16 protein-coding genes are annotated in these 17,689 nt (G+C 67.2%); 12 read left to right on the forward strand and 4 right to left on the reverse strand.

Features of this window, described 5'->3' with window-relative positions; translation table 11 throughout:
• The first annotated feature begins 81 nt into the window (after nt 1-81).
• From ggt to ACRYLO_RS09500, 4 genes are all read left to right on the forward strand, one after another.
• A complete protein-coding gene (gene ggt, locus ACRYLO_RS09485) occupies nt 82-1,818 on the forward strand; it encodes a gamma-glutamyltransferase (protein WP_482659920.1) in 1,737 nt (578 codons plus the stop codon).
• A complete protein-coding gene (locus tag ACRYLO_RS09490; protein ID WP_482659921.1) occupies nt 1,815-3,530 on the forward strand; it encodes a gamma-glutamyltransferase family protein in 1,716 nt (571 codons plus the stop codon). Before ggt ends, ACRYLO_RS09490 begins: the two co-directional genes overlap by 4 nt.
• A gap of 1 nt (nt 3,531) precedes the next feature.
• The gene (locus ACRYLO_RS09495; protein WP_482659922.1) at nt 3,532-4,380 is read left to right on the forward strand and encodes a dienelactone hydrolase family protein; all 849 of its coding nucleotides are present in this window, start codon (nt 3,532-3,534) and stop codon (nt 4,378-4,380) included.
• Nucleotides 4,381-4,583: 203 nt separating this feature from the next.
• Complete coding sequence (locus tag ACRYLO_RS09500; RefSeq protein ID WP_482659923.1) at nt 4,584-6,080, forward strand: helicase HerA domain-containing protein; 1,497 nt, start codon at nt 4,584-4,586, stop codon at nt 6,078-6,080.
• A gap of 130 nt (nt 6,081-6,210) precedes the next feature.
• On the opposite strand, the gene ACRYLO_RS09505 is transcribed toward ACRYLO_RS09500, so the two are convergent.
• Nucleotides 6,211-6,363, reverse strand: coding sequence for a hypothetical protein (locus tag ACRYLO_RS09505; protein ID WP_482659924.1), 153 nt, complete (start codon nt 6,361-6,363; stop codon nt 6,211-6,213).
• Nucleotides 6,364-6,460: 97 nt separating this feature from the next.
• Nucleotides 6,461-7,213 (reverse strand): TlyA family RNA methyltransferase, encoded by a 753-nt coding sequence (locus tag ACRYLO_RS09510; RefSeq protein WP_482661710.1) that lies wholly within the window; start codon nt 7,211-7,213, stop codon nt 6,461-6,463.
• A 183-nt stretch (nt 7,214-7,396) separates the two neighbouring features.
• On the opposite strand from ACRYLO_RS09510, the gene ACRYLO_RS09515 reads away from it, so the two are divergent.
• From ACRYLO_RS09515 to ACRYLO_RS09540, 6 genes are all read left to right on the forward strand, one after another.
• Nucleotides 7,397-7,939, forward strand: a complete 543-nt coding sequence (locus ACRYLO_RS09515; RefSeq protein ID WP_482659925.1) for a glycoside hydrolase family 108 protein — start codon at nt 7,397-7,399, stop codon at nt 7,937-7,939.
• 36 nt (nt 7,940-7,975) lie between these two features.
• On the forward strand, nt 7,976-8,389 hold the full coding sequence (locus ACRYLO_RS09520) for a holin family protein (RefSeq protein WP_300500351.1): 414 nt from the start codon (nt 7,976-7,978) through the stop codon (nt 8,387-8,389).
• A 92-nt stretch (nt 8,390-8,481) separates the two neighbouring features.
• Entirely contained in the window at nt 8,482-9,045 is a 564-nt protein-coding gene (gene hslV / locus ACRYLO_RS09525; protein WP_482659926.1) for an ATP-dependent protease subunit HslV, read from the forward strand.
• 23 nt (nt 9,046-9,068) lie between these two features.
• Nucleotides 9,069-10,118 carry an aldo/keto reductase gene (locus ACRYLO_RS09530; protein ID WP_482659927.1) on the forward strand — a complete coding sequence of 350 codons (1,050 nt, stop codon included), beginning with the start codon at nt 9,069-9,071 and terminating at the stop codon, nt 10,116-10,118.
• Between the two features lie 17 nt (nt 10,119-10,135).
• Nucleotides 10,136-11,428, forward strand: a complete 1,293-nt coding sequence (gene hslU, locus ACRYLO_RS09535) for an ATP-dependent protease ATPase subunit HslU (RefSeq protein ID WP_482659928.1) — start codon at nt 10,136-10,138, stop codon at nt 11,426-11,428.
• Nucleotides 11,429-11,545: 117 nt separating this feature from the next.
• The gene (locus ACRYLO_RS09540; protein ID WP_482659929.1) at nt 11,546-12,598 is read left to right on the forward strand and encodes a hypothetical protein; all 1,053 of its coding nucleotides are present in this window, start codon (nt 11,546-11,548) and stop codon (nt 12,596-12,598) included.
• 100 nt (nt 12,599-12,698) lie between these two features.
• On the opposite strand, the gene ACRYLO_RS09545 is transcribed toward ACRYLO_RS09540, so the two are convergent.
• Together ACRYLO_RS09545 and ACRYLO_RS09550 are read right to left on the reverse strand one after the other, a co-directional pair.
• Nucleotides 12,699-14,729, reverse strand: a complete 2,031-nt coding sequence (locus ACRYLO_RS09545) for a TonB-dependent receptor family protein (protein WP_482659930.1) — start codon at nt 14,727-14,729, stop codon at nt 12,699-12,701.
• Between the two features lie 71 nt (nt 14,730-14,800).
• The gene (locus ACRYLO_RS09550) at nt 14,801-15,193 is read right to left on the reverse strand and encodes a hypothetical protein (protein ID WP_482659931.1); all 393 of its coding nucleotides are present in this window, start codon (nt 15,191-15,193) and stop codon (nt 14,801-14,803) included.
• Between the two features lie 74 nt (nt 15,194-15,267).
• On the opposite strand from ACRYLO_RS09550, the gene ACRYLO_RS09555 reads away from it, so the two are divergent.
• Together ACRYLO_RS09555 and ACRYLO_RS09560 are read left to right on the forward strand one after the other, a co-directional pair.
• Entirely contained in the window at nt 15,268-16,788 is a 1,521-nt protein-coding gene (locus tag ACRYLO_RS09555; protein ID WP_482659932.1) for a fumarate hydratase, read from the forward strand.
• Complete coding sequence (locus ACRYLO_RS09560) at nt 16,775-17,665, forward strand: hypothetical protein (protein ID WP_482659933.1); 891 nt, start codon at nt 16,775-16,777, stop codon at nt 17,663-17,665. The genes ACRYLO_RS09555 and ACRYLO_RS09560 overlap by 14 nt, the downstream gene beginning before the upstream one ends.
• The last annotated feature ends 24 nt before the right edge of the window (nt 17,666-17,689 follow it).

Genomic DNA, 17,689 nt, shown 5'->3' on the forward strand with positions numbered 1-17,689 from the left:
TCCCGCACTGTCCAATCGACGGCGCGGTCAGGAGATGGCTCCCCGCTTTCGCGGGGATGACGAAAGATTGACCGCTGCTCGATGAAACGGACCCCAGCCATGTTCCTGCGTAAATTCACCCTCACCCTCGCCGCCTTCGGCCTCGCCCTCCCCGCGCCCACGCTGGCGCAAAGCCGCCACCTCCTCGAATACCCCTCGATCCACTCCCCCGTCGTCGGCACGCGCGGGATGGTGGTCAGCCAGAATGAGATGGCGAGCGCGGTCGGCGCCCAGATCCTGCGCGACGGCGGCAATGCGGTGGACGCGGCAGTCGCGGTCGCCTTTGCGCTCGCGGTCACCCTGCCGCGCGCGGGCAATGTTGGCGGCGACGGCTTCATCACCGTCTATGATGCGAAGTCGAAACAGGTCCGCGTGATCGATTTCCGCGGCACCGCCCCGCGCGCCGCCACTGCGGCGATGTTCGTCGACAACAAGGGCGAAGAGCGCGGCATCGCCTCATACGGCTATCTCGCCCCCTCGGTCCCCGGCAGCGTCGCCGGCCTCGAACACGCGCACCGCAAATGGGGCAAGCTCCCCTGGGCCAAGGTCGTCGAACCCGCGCTCCGCCTCGCCCGCGACGGCGTCAGGCTCACCGCCGACGAAGCCTTCGTCTTCGGCTGGGGCCGCGAGCGTCTCGGCAACAGCGTCTCTGGCAAGGCCACCTTCTACAAGCCCGATGGCAGCCTCTACGCCAAGGACGAGGTGCTGAAACAGCCTGACCTCGCCTGGACGCTGGGCGAGATCCAGAAGGGCGGCGCAAAGGCCTTCTACACCGGCGAAATCGCCCGCCGCATCGTCGCGGACATGAAGGCCAATGGCGGCCTGATCACGATGGAGGACCTCGCCGCCTACCAGCCGGTCGAGCGCGATCCGTTGGTCGGCACCTATCGCGGCCACACCATCTACACCCCGCCGCCTGCCAGCGCGGGCGGCGCGACCCTGCTCAACATGCTCAACATCCTCGAGCAGTTCGACATGAAAGCCGCGGGGCAAGGCAGCGCCGCCTCGCTCCACCTCCTCGCCGAAACGATGAAGCTCGCTTACGCCGACCGCTACCGCGTGCTCGGCGACCCGGCCTTCGTCACCGCCCCGGTCAAGGGCTTCGTCTCGAAAGCCTATGCCGCCGAACGCGCGAAGCTGATCTCGACCGACAAGGTCATCCGCGGCCCCGATGCCCCGCATGGCGACCCGCTGAAATATGAAAGCCCCTCGACCACCCATCTCTCGGTCGCGGATGCCGATGGCAACGCCGTCTCGCTCACCACCACGCTTGGCTCCGACTTCGGATCGGGCGTGATGATCGCGCGCACCGGCATCCTCCTCAACAACCAGATGAACAATTTCAGCCATGAACAGGCATGGGAGGCGCAGCGCACCGGCACCCCGCCCCCGCTCAACGCGATGGCACCGGGCAAGCGCATGCTGTCCACGATGATGCCGACGATCATCTTCAAGGGCGACAAGCCCTGGCTCGTCACCGGCACGCCGGGCGGCAGCACGATCCCGACCACCGTGGTTCAGGTCATCGTCAACGCGATCGACTATGGCCTCAACATCGACGAGGCGACGCACCGCCCGCGCATCTATCAGGGAACCACCGCGTCGCTACGCGTTGAACCCGGGTTCAATCCCGACACGGTTGCGGCGCTCAAGGCAAAGGGGCATCGCATCACCTCGGACGAAACCATGGGAAGCGCGCACTCGATCATGATCACCGACAATCTCTTCCTCGGCGCCGCCGACCCCCGCCGCCCCGGCGCAAAGGCCATCGAACCATGAAGCTGACCCGCGCCCACTTCCTGCTCGCGCTCGCCGCGACGGGCCTCACCGCCTGCGCCCCGCGCGGCGCAGTCGAAACCGCCGCCCCCGCCCCCGTCACCGCGCCCGAACGTCAGGCCTTCGTTGCCGCCGCGCACCCGCTGGCGGTCGAGGCTGGCCTAAACGTCCTGCGCAAGGGCGGCAGCGCGGTCGACGCCGCGGTCGCGGTGCAGGCAATGCTTAGCCTCGTCGAACCGCAGAGCAGCGGGCTTGGCGGCGGCGCGTTCATGGTCCGCTACGACGCCAAGACGCGCGCCGTTACCGTCTATGACGGCCGCGAAACCGCCCCGGCGGGCGCCACCCCCGACATGCTGATGGGCCCGGACGGCAAGCCGCTCGGCTTCCGCACCGCGGTCCTTTCGGGCCGCGCCACCGGCGTCCCCGGCGTCGTGCGCATGATGGCACTCGCGCAGGAGAAGCACGGCAAGCTCAAATGGCGCGAGCTGTTCGCGGACGCCGAACAGACCGCCGCCAACGGCTTCACCGTCACCGCCCGGCTCGGCCGCTTCGTCAACTCCGGCGGACCCCAGGCCAACACCCCGGACTCGCTCGCCTATTTCCGCAACGCCGATGGCAGCAAGATCAAGGCCGGCGACACGCTGCGCAACCCCGCCTACGCCGCCTTCCTCCGCCGCCTAGCGGCTCAAGGCCCGGACGCGATGTACAAGGGCGAAACCGCCCGCCGCATCGTCGCCCGCGTCCGCGAAGTCGATCTCGCCAGCAGCATGACCGAGGCGGATCTCGCCGGCTACAAGCCGGTGGTGCGCGATGGGCTGTGCAACCCCTATCGCAGCTACATCCTCTGCGCCCCACCCCCGCCCTCCTCCGGCGTCGGGCTGTTGCAGCTGATGGCGATGATCGAGCGCACCGATATCGGCGCACGCGGCCCCAATGATCCCGTCGCCTGGGTCAAGTATGCCGAAGCCAGCCGCCTGATGTATGCCGACCGCGACGCCTATGTCGGCGATGTCGCGACGGTGCCGGTCAAGGGCATGCTGGACCCCGGCTATGTCGCCAGCCGCGCCGCGCTGATCGGCGATCGCGCCGGCCCCGCGCCCAGCGCGGGCACGCCGCCCGGTGCCATCGCCGCGCGCATCGACGCGACCAATGAAGTCGCCGGCACCTCGCACTTCATCGTCATCGACGGCGACGGCAACGCGGTGTCGGTGACCACCACGGTCGAAAGCTTCTTCGGCACCGGGCGCATGGTCGACGGCTTCTTCCTCAACAACCAGATGACCGACTTCTCCTTCGTACCGAGTGGTCCGAACGTGATTGCGCCGGGCAAGCGCCCGCGCTCGTCGATGGTGCCGACGGTGATCCTCAACCCCGACCGCAGCCTTGCCGGCGCGATCGGCTCGCCCGGCGGCAATGCGATCCTCGGCTATGTGTCCAAGGCTTTGGTCGGCATGATCGACTGGAAACTCCCCGTCGCCGACGCCATCGCGCTCCCCAACCTCGTCGCACGCGGCGGCAGCTTCAACGGCGAGGCTGACAAGTTCGCGCCCGAACTGCGCGCAGGAATGGCCGAACGCGGCGTTACCGTGCGCGGCGGCACCGGCGAGGATTCGGGCCTCCACGGCGTCATGATCCGCGACGGCAAGTTCGACGGCGGCGCCGACCCCCGCCGCGACGGCGTCGCGAAAACCATCACCCTGCCAGCGAGGAAATAGGATGCGCTTGTCTGTAGCCCCCATCGCCCTGATCATCGCCGCCCCCGCCGCCGCCCAGCAGGTACAGGTCGAGGAAGTCAGCTTCCTCAGCCGCGACGGCAAGACCCAGGTCAAGGGCTACCTGTTCAAACCCGCCAACGCCCCCGCCAAGGCACCCGCCGTGGTGATGATGCACGGTCGCGGCGGCGCCTATTCGTCGCTCGCCAAGGGCCGCTACGACGCCACCACCCTTGCTTCACGGCACAAGGCATGGGGCCAGTTGCTCGCGCAGAACGGCTATGTCGCGCTGATGGTCGATGATTTCGGCGCGGTCGGCTTTCCGGCGGGGTTTGAGGCTGGGACCTACAAGGACCGCCCCGAAGCGGTCGACGAAGTCAATTTCCGCCCGCTCCACGCCTATGGCGCGCTCCGCTACCTCCAGTCGCGCCCCGATGTCGTGCCCAACCGCGTCGCCCTGCTCGGCTGGTCCAACGGCGCCAGCGCCACGCTCGCCGCGATGGCCGACGACAAGCCCGGCGACATGCGCAAGATCGGCTTCGCCGCCGGCGTCGCGCTCTACCCCGGCTGCGGTCTCAAGAAGCGCTTCGACAAGGACGGCTACAAACCCTACCACCCCGTCCGCGTGTTCATGGGCACAGCCGACGAAGAAGTCTCGCCCAAGCTCTGCGAAAGTTTCGTCGCGCGCAGCAAGGGCAACGGCCACGACATTGCCCTGCGCATGTTCGAAGGCGCCACCCACAGCTACGATACCCCCACCAAATCGCGCCAGTCGGTTGAGGCCAACGTCACCGCCAAAGCCGCAACCGAAACCGACATTCTCGCCTTCCTGGCTGAGAAGCTGAAGAACTAATCAATCCTCCCCCGCCAGGGGGAGGTGGCGCCGAAGGCGACGGAGGGGGAGGACGGCTGCGTCCTCACCGCTCAAGCGACAACCCTTCCTCCCCCTCCGTCAGGCTACGCCTGCCACCTCCCCCTGGCGGGGGAGGATTCATTGCGCGCTTCCACCGCAACCCCCTTGCCCCCACCCCCCGCCATACGCCAAAGCCCCCAGCGATGACCGCCCGTATCGACATGGGACTCGACAGCGGCGGCAACCCGGTTGCCGTCGATCTGGAGGAGTTGCTCGCCACCCGCTTGCTCGTTCAGGGCAATTCGGGCTCGGGCAAGTCGCACCTGCTGCGCCGCCTGCTTGAGGGCAGCGCCGGCTACGTCCAGCAAGTCGTGGTCGACCCCGAGGGCGATTTCGTCAGCCTCTCCGAAGCCTTCGGCCATATCGCGGTCGACGCCGCCGAATACAGCCTCACCGAACTCGCCCGCCTCGCCCTGCGCGTCCGCGAACACCGCGCGAGCGTCGTCCTCAACCTCGAAGGGCTCGAGATCGACGGTCAGATGCGCGCCGCCGCCGCCTTCCTCTCCGCGCTGTTCGATGCCCCGCGCGAGCATTGGTACCCGGTCCTCACCGTCGTCGACGAAGCCCAGCTCTTCGCCCCTGCCGCCGCGGGCGAAGTGACCGAGGAAGCCCGCCGCACTTCGCTCGCCGCGATGACCAACCTCATGTGCCGCGGTCGCAAGCGCGGCCTCGCCGGCGTCATCGCCACCCAGCGCCTCGCCAAGCTCGCCAAGAACGTCGCCGCCGAAGCATCGAACTTTCTGATGGGCCGCACCTTTCTCGACATCGACATGGCCCGCGCCGCCGACCTGCTCGGCATGGACCGCAAACAGGCCGACACGATCCGCGACCTCGCGCGCGGCGAATTCCTCGCGCTCGGCCCCGCCATCACCCGCCGCCCGATCAGCGTGCGGATCGGCGCGGTCCAGACCGGGTCGAAGGCGGTCAGCCCCAAGCTCACCCCGCTCCCCACCGCACCGACGCAGGACATGCGCGACATGCTCTTCGCCCCGCCGAGCGAGGACGAACTGCCACCCCCGCCGCCGCCAGCGCCCGTGCCGATGGCAGACCTGATGCGCGCCGTCGCCACCCCCGCGCCCGCCCCGGTCCCCGACATGCCGGTGCTGGAAGAAGGCGAACAGGAAGAGATCCGCCGCGCGATCCTCGCCGAGATCGGCGCGGAGGACAGCCGCGCCCCGCTCGCAACGATCTTCCAGGATTATGGCGTCCGCTGCCGGATGCGCGGCGTCGATCCCGGCCTCGACCTGCCCGATTTCCGTTCCGCGCTCGCGCTCGCCCGCGTCGGCATCACCGACCGCACCGGCTGGGACGACGCCCTCACCCTCGCCGCCTCACTGCCCGAGGAAATGCTCGCCCCCTTCCTCGGCATCGCCAAGGCCGCACGCACCGGCGAGCCGTGCCCGTCGGACGCGCGCATCGCCGCGCTCTACGGCACCAGCTCGATGGGCCGCGCCAAGCGCATGATGGCGCATATCGAGGAAAAGGGCCTGATCGTCGCGCGCACCGACCTGTCGGGCAAGCGCAGCGTCAGCCTCCCCCATCTCGGCTGGACCACCGCCCCGTCATGGCCCGACCCGGCCAAGCCGCCCCCCGTCGGCCGCACGGCGGTGCGCGCGGCGGAACGGGCGAAGCTACTCTAAACGCAGCGCTTATTGCCACTTCGTCTGCCCGGGCTTGACCCGGGCCTGGGCTTCTTCTTCGACCCTGACCAAGGCAGCCCGCTCCCGGCTCAAGGCCGGGACGACGAGGGGCCGAAAGCCGCCCCGTGCCTCAGACCAGCACCAGCCCGACGATCACCAGCACCGCGCACGCCCCGATCGCCTCGACATAGGCGCACCAACGGACCGCCGGCTCGGGCGCGACGGCCTCAGCGGGCACCTCGCGAAACATTTCAGTGGCCGTGTGCAGCAACGACATCCGCATGACTTCCTCCCCCAAGGATGCAGCATGCTGCGCCCGGTTACCCGCGCTGTCGAGTCACAGAATCGTCATACGAGTTTGCACTTACCCAAAACGGGATTCAGGCCAGTTCCCCCGCCGCCCCGGCCCGCGCCGCGACCAGAAATTCGACATTCCCCTCCGGCCCGGTGATCGGGCTGGTCGTCACCCCCGCGACGCTCCAGCCCAGCCCTTCCAGCCAGCCGACCACTTCGGCGCACACCCGCTCATGCACCGCGGCATCGCGCACCACGCCGCCCTTGCCGACCTCGCCGCGCCCCGCCTCGAACTGCGGCTTGATCAGCGCGACCACCCACGCCCCTTCGCGCACGAACGCGAAGGGCCGCTCCAGCACCTTGGACAGCGCGATGAAGCTCGCATCGCACACCACGATGTCGATCGGCTCCGGGATATGCGCCGCCGTCAGCACCCGCGCGCTGGTCTGCTCATGCACCACAACCCGTTCATCCTGGCGCAGCTTCCACGCCAGCTGGTTGGTCCCGCTGTCCACCGCATAGACGCGGGTCGCGCCCCGGCTCAGCAGCACATCGGTAAAGCCCCCGGTCGACGATCCGACATCGATCGCCACCATGCCCGCCGGGTCGATCCCGAAATGGTCGAGCCCATGCGCCAGCTTCACCCCACCGCGCGACACCCAGGGATGATCGCGGCCCTTGACCGTCAGCGGCGCATCGGGCGCGATCGGCTGCCCCGGCTTGTCGACGCGCTTGTCGCCGCTGAACACCAGCCCCGCCAGAATCAACGCCTGCGCCCGCGTCCGGCTCTCGGCAAGCCCGCGTTCGACAAGCAGCTGATCGGGTCGTGTCTTGGCCATGGTTTTCGTTCGCACAAAGCCACGAAGCCACAAAGCCCGTTTTGAACGCAACCGCGCAAGGAGCCAAAGCCGCGAAGCGGCCTCACCTTCTTCACTTCGTGGCTTCGTGTCTTTGTGCGCAAACACCCCTTTCCTACAACGAACCATATAGGTTATCACGAGTCGGCGAAGGAGGAACAAAACATGACCATCGACCAGCTTATCGACGACGTCATCGCCCACGAGGGCGGCTATAGCGACCACCCCGCCGACCGCGGCGGCCCAACGCGCTGGGGAGTCACCGAACGGGTCGCCCGCGCGCATGGCTATGCCGGCGACATGCGCGTCTTCCCGCGCAGCGAAGCCGCTGCGATCTACCGCCGCCTCTACTGGCTCCGCCCGCGCTTCGACCAAGTGGCGGAACGCGCGCCCGCCCTCGCCGCCGAGCTGTTCGACACCGGCGTCAACATGGGCCCAGCGGTCGCCGCGCGCTTCCTGCAACGCGCACTCAACGGCCTCAACCGCAACGGCCGCGACTATCCCGACATGGGTGTCGACGGCCAGATCGGCCCCATCACCCTCGCCGCGCTCGCCGCCTTTCTCGACACGCGCGGCCCGCCCGGCGAGCGCGTGCTGCTCAAGGCGGTCGAGGCGCTGCAGGGCGAACGCTACATCGCGCTCGCCGAAAGTCGCCCCGCCAACGAAGCCTTTCTCTACGGCTGGCTCGCGAACCGCATCGGTTCGTAAGCCTGCAATTTCGTCAGCATTGTCAGGAGACCCATCATGAGTGTCATTGCCAGCCTGATCGGCCCCATCGCCGGCCTGATCGACAAGATCATACCCGACCCCAAGGCGCGCGACGCCGCCAAGCTCGAACTGCTCAAGCTGCAAGGCACGCAGGAGATGGAGGCGGTCCGCACCCAACTCTCCGCCATCGTCGCCGAAGCGCAATCCCCCGATCCCTGGACCAGCCGCGCCCGACCCAGCTTCCTCTACGTCATGTACGCGCTGCTGCTCTGGGCGATCCCGATGGGCCTGATCGGCGCGGTCCAGCCCGACATGGCCAAGGGCATCGCCGCCGCCATGAACGCCTATCTCACCGGCATCCCGGAATCGCTCTACGCGCTCTTCGGCACCGGCTATCTCGGCTACACCGCCGCGCGCCAGTGGGGGAAGATCAAGGGTGTGGAGAAGTAGAAGCTGACAGAATCGCGGTCGTTCCGCGTAACTTCGTCAGTTTCCGCCGGGGGTCTTGGCAAGGCCGAGACCCCCTCCCCATATCCCGGCGCATGAGCGACAAGATACAGTGGCACGGCACAACAATCCTTTCCGTGCGCAAGAACGGCCGCGTGGTCATCGCCGGCGACGGCCAGGTCTCGCAGGGTTCGACCGTGATGAAACCCAATGCCCGCAAGGTGCGCCCGCTGGGTGACGGCAGCGTCATCGCCGGCTTCGCCGGCGCCACCGCCGATGCCTTCACCTTGTTCGAACGGCTGGAAAGCAAGCTCGAACGCCATCAGGGCCAGCTGCTCCGCGCCGCGGTCGAACTGGCCAAGGACTGGCGCACCGACAAATATCTCCGCAACCTCGAAGCGATGCTGATCGTCGCGGACAAGTCGACGACGCTGATCGTCACCGGCAATGGCGACGTGCTGGAACCCGAAGCCGGCCCGCATGGAACCGTCGCCGCGATCGGATCGGGCGGAAACTTCGCTCTCGCCGCCGCCCGCGCGCTCGCCGAATATGAGCCCGATGCCGAAACCATGTGCCGCAAGGCCATGGCCATCGCCGCCGAGCTGTGCGTCTATACCAATGATCGGCTGACCGTCGAAAGCCTCGACGCCACGGCCTGACGACCACGGGGGAGAGGAAGACCATGCTCTATTCGCGTCTCGGCAATACCGGCCTCATCGTTTCGCGCCTTTCGTTCGGCACGATGACCTTCACGCTGGGTGGCGGCATCCCCGCCATCGCCAAGACCGGCCGCGCCGACGCCGCCGCGCTGATCGGCCGCGCGCTCGATGCCGGGATCAACTTCTTCGACACCGCCGACATCTATTCGGAAAGCGAATCCGAACAGGTGCTCGGCCAGATCCTCGCCCCGCGCCGCGATGAAGTGGTGATCGCGACCAAGGCCGGCTGGCGCGCGGGTGCCCCGCTCAACCGTTCCGGCCTGTCGGCGGCGCACCTCAACTGGTCGATCGACCAGAGCCTGAAGCGGCTCGGCACCGATCATGTCGATGTCTACATCGTCCATCGCGACGACCGGAACACCCCGCTCGAAGAAACGCTGCAGACGCTCGACAGCATCGTTCGCGCGGGCAAGGCGCGCTATCTCGGTTTCTCCAACTGGCCGGCATGGAAGGTCGCGGCGGCGATGGAACTTCAGCGCGCCAATGGCTGGGCGCCCTTCACCCATGGCCAGCTGATGTATTCGCTGGTCGGCCGCGACATCGAATCCGAGTTCTTCCCGCTCGCCGCGCATTACGGCCTCGGCATCACCGCGTGGAGCCCGCTCGCCGGCGGCTTCCTGTCGGGCAAATATACCCGCGACAATCCCGGCGACGTCGATGACCGCCTGACCGGATATGAAGGCATCCCGTTCGACAAGGACAAGGGCTTTGCCGTGATCGACCGGCTCCGCGACATCGCCGCCAGCCATGGCGCGACCGTGGCACAGGTCGCCCTGTCCTGGTTGCTGCACCGCGAGCCGGTGTCGAGCATCCTGCTCGGCGCGAGCAAAATGCACCAGCTCGATGATAATCTCGGCGCGGTGAACGTCGCGCTGACCCCGGACGAGGTCAAGGAACTCGACCGCATGACCCGCCAGCCGCGCGCCTATCCGCGCATCATGATCGACTGGATCGACCAGCCGATCGCCCAGGCGCTCGCCGCCCGCCCCGGCGCTCCCACCGAACCAAGTTGAAAGACCCGAATTTCCCCATGAACGACCAATTGACTCCCAAAGCGATCGTCGCCGCGCTCGACGCACACATCATCGGCCAGCGCGATGCCAAGCGCGCGGTCGCCGTCGCACTGCGCAACCGCTGGCGCCGCCAACAGCTGCGCGCCGATCTGCGCGACGAGGTGACGCCCAAGAATATCCTGATGATCGGCCCGACCGGCTGCGGCAAGACCGAGATCAGCCGCCGCCTGGCCAAGCTCGCCGACGCCCCGTTCGTGAAGGTCGAAGCGACCAAGTTCACCGAAGTCGGCTATGTCGGCCGCGACGTCGAACAGATCGCCCGCGATCTGGTCGAGGAAGCGATCCGGCTGGAAAAGGAACGCCGTCGCACGGCGGTGAAGGACAAGGCCGAGGCTGCGGCGATGACCCGCCTGCTCGACGCACTGACCGGCAAGGACAGCAGCCAGGCGACCCGCGAAGCCTTCCGCGAACGCCTCAACTCCGGCCATCTCGACAATACCGAGATCGAGATCGAGGTCGAAGCCTCGGGCGGCATGCCGTTCGACATCCCCGGCGCGGGACCGCAGATGATCAACCTGGGCGAAATGATGAAGGGCCTGGGCGGTCCGCAATTGAAGCGCCGCAAGATGAACGTCCACGCCGCCTGGGCCAAGCTGGTAGAGGAAGAAGCCGACAAGCGCCTCGATCAGGACGATGTCGCCCGCGTCGCGCTCGCCGACGCCGAAGCGAACGGCATCGTCTTCCTCGACGAAATCGACAAGATCGCGGTCAGCGACGTGCGCGGTGGCAGCGTAAGCCGTGAGGGCGTCCAGCGCGACCTGTTGCCGCTGATCGAGGGCACCACCGTCGCGACCAAATACGGCCCGATGAAGACCGACCACATCCTGTTCATCGCGTCCGGCGCGTTCCACGTCGCCAAGCCCAGCGACCTGCTGCCCGAACTGCAGGGCCGCCTGCCGATCCGCGTCGAACTCAAGGGCCTGACCGAGGATGATTTCGTCGCGATCCTCTCGGACACCAAGGCATCGCTGCCCGAACAATATCGCGCGCTGATCGGCACCGAGGGCGTCGATGTGAGCTTCACCGAAGACGGCATCCGCGCCGTCGCCCGCATCGCGGCGGAGGTGAATGGCGAGATCGAAAATATCGGCGCCCGCCGCCTCCAGACGGTGATGGAGAAGCTGCTTGAAGAAGTCAGCTTCGACGCCGAGGATCGCAGCGGCACTGCCCTCGTGGTGGACGCCGCCTATGTCGACAGCCAGCTGGCGAGCATCGCCCGCAACACCGACCTCAGCCGCTACGTGCTGTAACAGCCCCCTTGTGTCATCCCCGCGAAGGCGGGGATCCATTCAGGCTGACCTTGTGTAAAGCTTTGCGGCAGCCACAATGGATTCCCGCCTTCGCGGGAATGACGAGGGGGAAGGCGAATGAAGTGGATCACCGCCGCGCTGGTTCTGGGATGGGCCCTCCCCGCCGCCGCGCAGGACCGTCCCCCCTGCCGCGAAGTCGCCGACACCCCCCACATCACCATCGCCCCGCAGGCCGCGACCCAACTCGCCGATATCGGCCTCGACCGCACCGCGATCTTCGCCCGAATGCGCGAAACATCGATCCCCGAAACCATGGGCTGCTGGGCGATGCCGGTCGGCAATTTCGATTCGATGCTGGTCTCGGTCGGCATGTCGCAATGGAATTACGGCACCGGCAGCCTGCAACCGGTCCTCACCGCCTGGCGCGACAGCTTCCACAGCCGCCGCCGCTTCAAACGCACGTTGAAGGAACTCGCTCCAACTTACGGCAAGCTGTTCTTCTCCAAGGACTGCCTCAAGACCCCCGTCCGCCAGAAGTGCCGCGACGGCATCCTCGCCGCGCACGGCGAGGACGGCAAACTCAACCCGACCGCCATCGCCGAGCTCACCGCCATCTTCGACCATGACGCGATGCTTCAGGTCCAGACCGACACCTATGTCGCCCTGCTCCTCGAAGTCCGCGCCGAACTCTATCGCCTCTGGCCGACCGGCCCGATCACTGCGCGAAAGGTCAAATGGGCGATCGACACCCGCGTCCAGCAAAAGACCCTGCCCGGAGACGAAGACGCCGCCCGCCTCCGCCGTAAACTCGCGAACCTCACCCCCGCCGACCGCCCCGCCCGGCTCAAAGCAATGCTCGCCTGGTATCAGGGCCTCAGCGAAGCGGTCGATCAGGACGGCGTCAGCCGCGACTATGCGTGGAATATCCAGCAATGGACCTGCCTGATCGACGCCGGACAGATCGACGACGAACAGTTCGAACTGCTCCACCTCACCTATCTGCGCAGCCGCACCGCCACCGGCAATGCCGGCCGCTGGCAAGCCCTAACCTTCTCCCGCCGCGCCAAGATCATCCTCGGCACCGGCAGCGTGAGTGGAGTCCGGGATGGCGGGTGTCCGGCGAGCAACGCAATCCTCCCCCGCCAGGGGGAGGTGGCAGCCGAAGGCTGACGGAGGGGGAGGACGACCAAACAGCCGTCGTGCGTCCTCCCCCTCCGAGGCGCTTCGCGCCCCACCTCCCCCTTGCGGGGGAGGATTTGTCAGTCACACCTCAAAATCGCGTCCGCAACCCGACCATCACGCTCCGCCCCTCACCGGGGTGAAAGATCGCACTCGCCGCCGTCGCGGTGATCGCCGCCGACTGATCCGACACATAATGCTTGTCGGTCAGGTTCCGGGCATCGGCAAACAGCGTCACCCCGCCCAGCTCGAACCCGGCCCCGACGCCCAGCAGCGCATAGCCCGGCACCCGCATCGTGTTGCGATAATCCGCCCAAGTCGATTGCGGCCGCCAGTCGAGGTTCGGCTCAACGAACAACCCGCTCCCGCCCTCGTAGCGCAGCGACGCCCGGTACGCATGCACCGGCGCGATCGGCAGCCGGTTGTCGCCGTACACCGCATCGCCATCGAACCGGAAGTCGGACAAGGCATAGGTCTGCCGCAGCCGCAGCTTCCCCACCGACCCATCCAGGATCCACCAATCCAGGCTCGCCTCGATCCCCTGATGCACCGTCTTGTCGGCGTTGAAGATCGTCGAAGGAATCGTCGGCGAGGTCAGGAAGCTCAGCAACTCCCCCTTCACCCACGCCCGATAAGCGGTGACATCCCACGCCACCGCGCGGTTGCGCCCACGCGTCCCGATCTCTGCGGTCCAGGCGCGCTGCGGGTCGAGCGGCGAGAACACCGATCCCAGCAAATTGGTCTGCGCCAGCGCCCCGAAATGCGGCGGCTCGACCGAGCGGGTGACGTTCGCATACACCTGCGCATCGCCAGTCTCGTAGAGCAGCCCAATGCGCGGCGCGAACCATTCATAATCCTGCTCGGCCGTGCGCCCGTTCAACCGGTTCAGATAATCGCGCCCGGCATGGCCCCAGCTCGCCCCGCCGACCAGCGCAAGCCCCTCGGTCACGAACAGCCGCCCCTCGGCGAACAGGTCGAGTGCATTGGCCATCTGCCGCGCATCGCCGATCCGCGCCCCCTGCGCGCTCGCCGCATTGACGAACAGATCCTGCTCGGTCCCGCCCTCGCGGTAGAATGCGCCAAAGAACAGGTCGGCCTTCATCCCGCCCAGCTCGCCCTTCCAGTCGAACCGCCCGAACGCGCCCTGCGTATCGGTGTCCTGCACAATGAAGATGCCGACCGGGTGATACAGGTCGGTCTGCGTCGCATAGACCCCGCCCTCGAACACCAACGAGTCCGTCAGCCGCAGCCGCGTCTGCAGCGTCCCGCGAAACACCCCCTGATTGCGCCGCTGATTCTGCAACACCGCCGTCGTCCCCGGCGCACGCGGATTGGTCAGCGCCTGATCCAGCGTCACCGTCCCCGGCACACCCTGATAGACATCGGCGGCATAGAGGATCGCGCGCACCTCATTCCCGTCACCAAAGCTGTAGCCAAGGTTGAGCGTGCCGCGGATCTGGTCCTGATACCCCTGCACGCGATAGCCATCGGTGTGGAACGCATTGACCCCGGCATAGAAATCGAACGCGTCAGACCTCCCCGCAACCTGCGCGACCCCGCGCACGCTGTCGTCGGTCCCGGCCTCGACGCGGATCAGCACCTGCGACTGCGCGGTCTTGCCATTGGGCGTCACGAAGTTGATCGCCCCGCCCAGCTGCGCCCCACCGAACCGCAGCGCATTACCGCCCTTATAGACTTCGACAAGGCGCGCCCCCAGCGGGTCGATCTTCTGAAAGTCCGAAAAGCCGTCGGCATCGGCGAACGGCACGCCGTCCTGCGCCAGCATCACGCCGCGCTGGTGAAAGCTCTGGTCGAGCCCCGATCCGCGGATCGACAACCGCCCTTCCTCGCCATAGCGCTTCTGCGCCAACACACCCGGCACGTCGCGCAGGATGTCCGGCGTCCCGACCGCGAACCGGTCCTCATAGGCTTCGGCCGCCACCACCGACACCGACCCCGGCGTCCGCGCCAGCCGCGCGCGCGCCTCGGCCACGACGGGCGGGTCTTCGGGATTGGCCTTGGCGGTGACGATGATCACCGGCACCTGGTCGCTGTCATTGGCAAGCGCCGGAGTCGCAAGGCAAGTGGCCGCAAGCAGCGCGACCGCAAATTCAGTCTTCATGATATGGGCATTCCTGATCGGCGCGCAGGATCGTCGTCCCGCGCGCTGGTTCGTGTGAGGTTACGAAGGGATCAGGAAATCAGCGGCGGCCCGCGCAGCGGCGGCCAATATTGCCGCGCCCGATCGACGCGCACCACCGCAACGCCAACAAAGCCAAGCGCCAGGATAAACGCCAGCGCCCCGGCCAGCAGCACCGGGTCCACCCCCGGCATCATGTCCAGCCCCAGCCCGGCAAAGGCGCACGGCTGCCCCGCCGCCCGCGTCGCGCCATCCTCTTTCACCGGCATCCCTGGCACGTCGATTTCGACCTGCTGCTGGCCCATGCCGGTACAAACCATCACGACGATCTTGCCCGCCTGCTCGACCGGCATGAACCCCGCCGGCACGGCAAGCTTCATCGCCAGCGCCAGCACGATCAGCGCGGCCGCCCACCAGCGATGCGAAAGGATCAGCCCCCGGAACACGGCGTGGCGGTTAGCGGCTGGAAACCCGCCTGTCATCCGCTAAAGGAACCGACAAAAGTGGACAGGGACAGGCAATGGCTACGATCAAGACCGACGACCTCATCGACAGCGTCGCCGACGCGCTTCAGTTCATCAGCTACTATCACCCGATGGACTATATCCGCGCTCTGGGCGTCGCCTATGAGGCCGAACAGTCCCCCGCCGCCAAGGACGCGATCGCCCAGATCCTGACCAACAGCCGCATGTGCGCAGAGGGGCATCGCCCGATCTGTCAGGACACCGGCATCGTCAACGTCTTCGTCAAATGGGGCATGGACTGCCGCCTCGACGACGCCAGCCGCAGCCTTCAGGACGTGGTCGATGAAGGCGTGCGCCGCGCCTATCTTCACCCCGAAAACAAGCTGCGAGCCTCGGTCCTCGCCGACCCCGCCTTCACCCGCCGCAACACCCGCGACAACACCCCCTGCGTCCTGCATGTCGAGCTGGTCGCGGGCGACAAGGTGCATGTCGACGTCGCGGCCAAGGGCGGCGGGAGCGAGAACAAGTCCAAGTTCAAGATGATGAACCCCAGCGACTCGATCGTCGACTGGGTGCTCGAAATGCTGCCCCAGATGGGCGCCGGCTGGTGCCCGCCCGGCATGCTCGGCATCGGCATCGGCGGCACGGCGGAACATTGCGTCCTGCTCGCCAAAAAGGCGCTGATGGAACAGATCGACATGGCCAGCCTAAAGCAACGCGGGCCCCAGAACGACCTCGAGGCGCTGCGCATCGAGATTTTCGACAAGGTCAACGCACTCGGCATCGGCGCACAGGGGCTGGGCGGCCTCGCCACCATCCTCGACGTCAAGATCATGGACGCCCCCTGCCACGCCGCGGGCAAGCCGGTCGCGATGATCCCCAACTGCGCCGCGACCCGCCACGCGCACTTCACCCTCGACGGCTCCGGCCCGGCCTATCTCGAAGCGCCCAAGCTCGACGAATGGCCCAACGTCAACTGGACCCCCGACAAGGCCGCGATCCGCGTCGATCTCGATGCGCTGACGCCAGAAGTCGTGCAAAGCTGGAAGCAAGGCGACCGCCTCCTCCTCAACGGCAAGATGCTCACCGGCCGCGACGCCGCGCACAAGCGCATCGCCGACATGCTCGCGGCGGGCGAACCCCTGCCCGTCGAATTCAAGGGCCGCGTCATCTATTATGTCGGCCCGGTCGATCCGGTCGGTGAAGAAGTCGTCGGCCCCGCCGGCCCCACCACCGCGACGCGCATGGACAAATTCACCCGCATGATGCTCGACCAGGGCCTGCTCGCGATGGTCGGCAAGGCCGAACGCGGCCCCGCCGCCACCGACGCAATCCGCGACGCCAAGAGCGCATACCTGATGGCCGTCGGCGGCGCTGCCTACCTCGTCGCCCGCGCGATCAAGGGCAGCAAGGTCGTCGGCTTCGAAGACCTCGGCATGGAAGCGATCTACGAATTCGAAGTGCAGGACTTCCCGGTGACGGTCGCGGTCGATGCCGAGGGCAACAACGTCCACCAGCTTGCGCCGTTGGTTTGGCGCGACAAGATCGCCAAGGAGGGGCTGCTTGAAAAGGCCTGATCCGGAAACGGCGGCACTGCTGCTGCCATTCGCCTTCAGCATCTTGTTCGTCGCGATTCCACTCGCGATGATGCTGGCGGGGGTCAGGCTTGTCTGGATCGGCTGGCTCAGCATCGCGTTCGGCGCGGTTGGAATCGTCGCGGTCGGCGCGCAACTGCTGGGCTATCGCCCACAGCAGCGCACTGGCCGATCGCGGTCGGGCAAGTCCCGCGCGCCGGAAAAGCCCGTCCACCATAAGGGGCCGCCTCCCGAACTCTCGGCCAACAAACAGGCCCAGGTCCGCCGCGCGGTCAAGGTGATGGCACAGGCGGGCGTCTTCGCTCCGACCCCGCCCGACCCCGCACTGCTCTACGCCGGGGCAGCGGAAATGGACTGGTCGATTCAGCCCGACTTGATCCTGCTCGCGCTATTGGAGGCCGAATACTACCACCCCGGCTTCGACCCTGCGCCGCACCTCGGCAATCTCGTCCTCCACGACATCCAGGTCGAAACTCCGGCTGAGGTCATCGAAGCGATGATCCGCGACCTCGAGCGCCTGTCCGCCGGCGCGCTCGTAATCGTCGACCTTCAGGTCACTCAGGAGATCACAGACCCCGACGCGCGCACCGTCCGGACCAGCGCGACGATGACGATCAACGGCGCGCCGCTGACCTTCACCGAAGAACATCACTTCAAATATTTCCCGACCGGCCTCCATCCCGCGATTTCCGGGCACATGCCGCCCGATCGGCGCTTTGCCGCTCTCTGGGTCGATCAGGGCGCTTTCGTCACAGTCCTTGCCCCCGGCGCGGTCGAGACGATGAACGCCGCGCTCAAACTGACCCCGAACAGCCGCTGCCATTGGGACTGGATCGTCGACGCGCCATCAACCGCTTGAGATCGCGCCGCCGCACGATAGTCT

Source organism: Sphingomonas sp. SDUR79 (genome assembly GCF_056821745.1).

Coding starts and splice junctions, on each gene's coding strand:
- ACRYLO_RS09495 (WP_482659922.1), top strand. CDS start 3,532: ATGCGCTTGTCTGTAGCCCCCATCGCCCTGATCATCGCCGCCCCCGCC.
- ACRYLO_RS09515 (WP_482659925.1), top strand. CDS start 7,397: ATGACCATCGACCAGCTTATCGACGACGTCATCGCCCACGAGGGCGGC.
- ggt (WP_482659920.1), top strand. CDS start 82: ATGAAACGGACCCCAGCCATGTTCCTGCGTAAATTCACCCTCACCCTC.
- ACRYLO_RS09540 (WP_482659929.1), top strand. CDS start 11,546: ATGAAGTGGATCACCGCCGCGCTGGTTCTGGGATGGGCCCTCCCCGCC.
- hslV (WP_482659926.1), top strand. CDS start 8,482: ATGAGCGACAAGATACAGTGGCACGGCACAACAATCCTTTCCGTGCGC.
- ACRYLO_RS09505 (WP_482659924.1), bottom strand. CDS start 6,363: ATGCGGATGTCGTTGCTGCACACGGCCACTGAAATGTTTCGCGAGGTG.
- ACRYLO_RS09530 (WP_482659927.1), top strand. CDS start 9,069: ATGCTCTATTCGCGTCTCGGCAATACCGGCCTCATCGTTTCGCGCCTT.
- ACRYLO_RS09490 (WP_482659921.1), top strand. CDS start 1,815: ATGAAGCTGACCCGCGCCCACTTCCTGCTCGCGCTCGCCGCGACGGGC.
- ACRYLO_RS09555 (WP_482659932.1), top strand. CDS start 15,268: ATGGCTACGATCAAGACCGACGACCTCATCGACAGCGTCGCCGACGCG.
- ACRYLO_RS09500 (WP_482659923.1), top strand. CDS start 4,584: ATGACCGCCCGTATCGACATGGGACTCGACAGCGGCGGCAACCCGGTT.
- ACRYLO_RS09520 (WP_300500351.1), top strand. CDS start 7,976: ATGAGTGTCATTGCCAGCCTGATCGGCCCCATCGCCGGCCTGATCGAC.
- hslU (WP_482659928.1), top strand. CDS start 10,136: ATGAACGACCAATTGACTCCCAAAGCGATCGTCGCCGCGCTCGACGCA.
- ACRYLO_RS09510 (WP_482661710.1), bottom strand. CDS start 7,213: ATGGCCAAGACACGACCCGATCAGCTGCTTGTCGAACGCGGGCTTGCC.
- ACRYLO_RS09545 (WP_482659930.1), bottom strand. CDS start 14,729: ATGAAGACTGAATTTGCGGTCGCGCTGCTTGCGGCCACTTGCCTTGCG.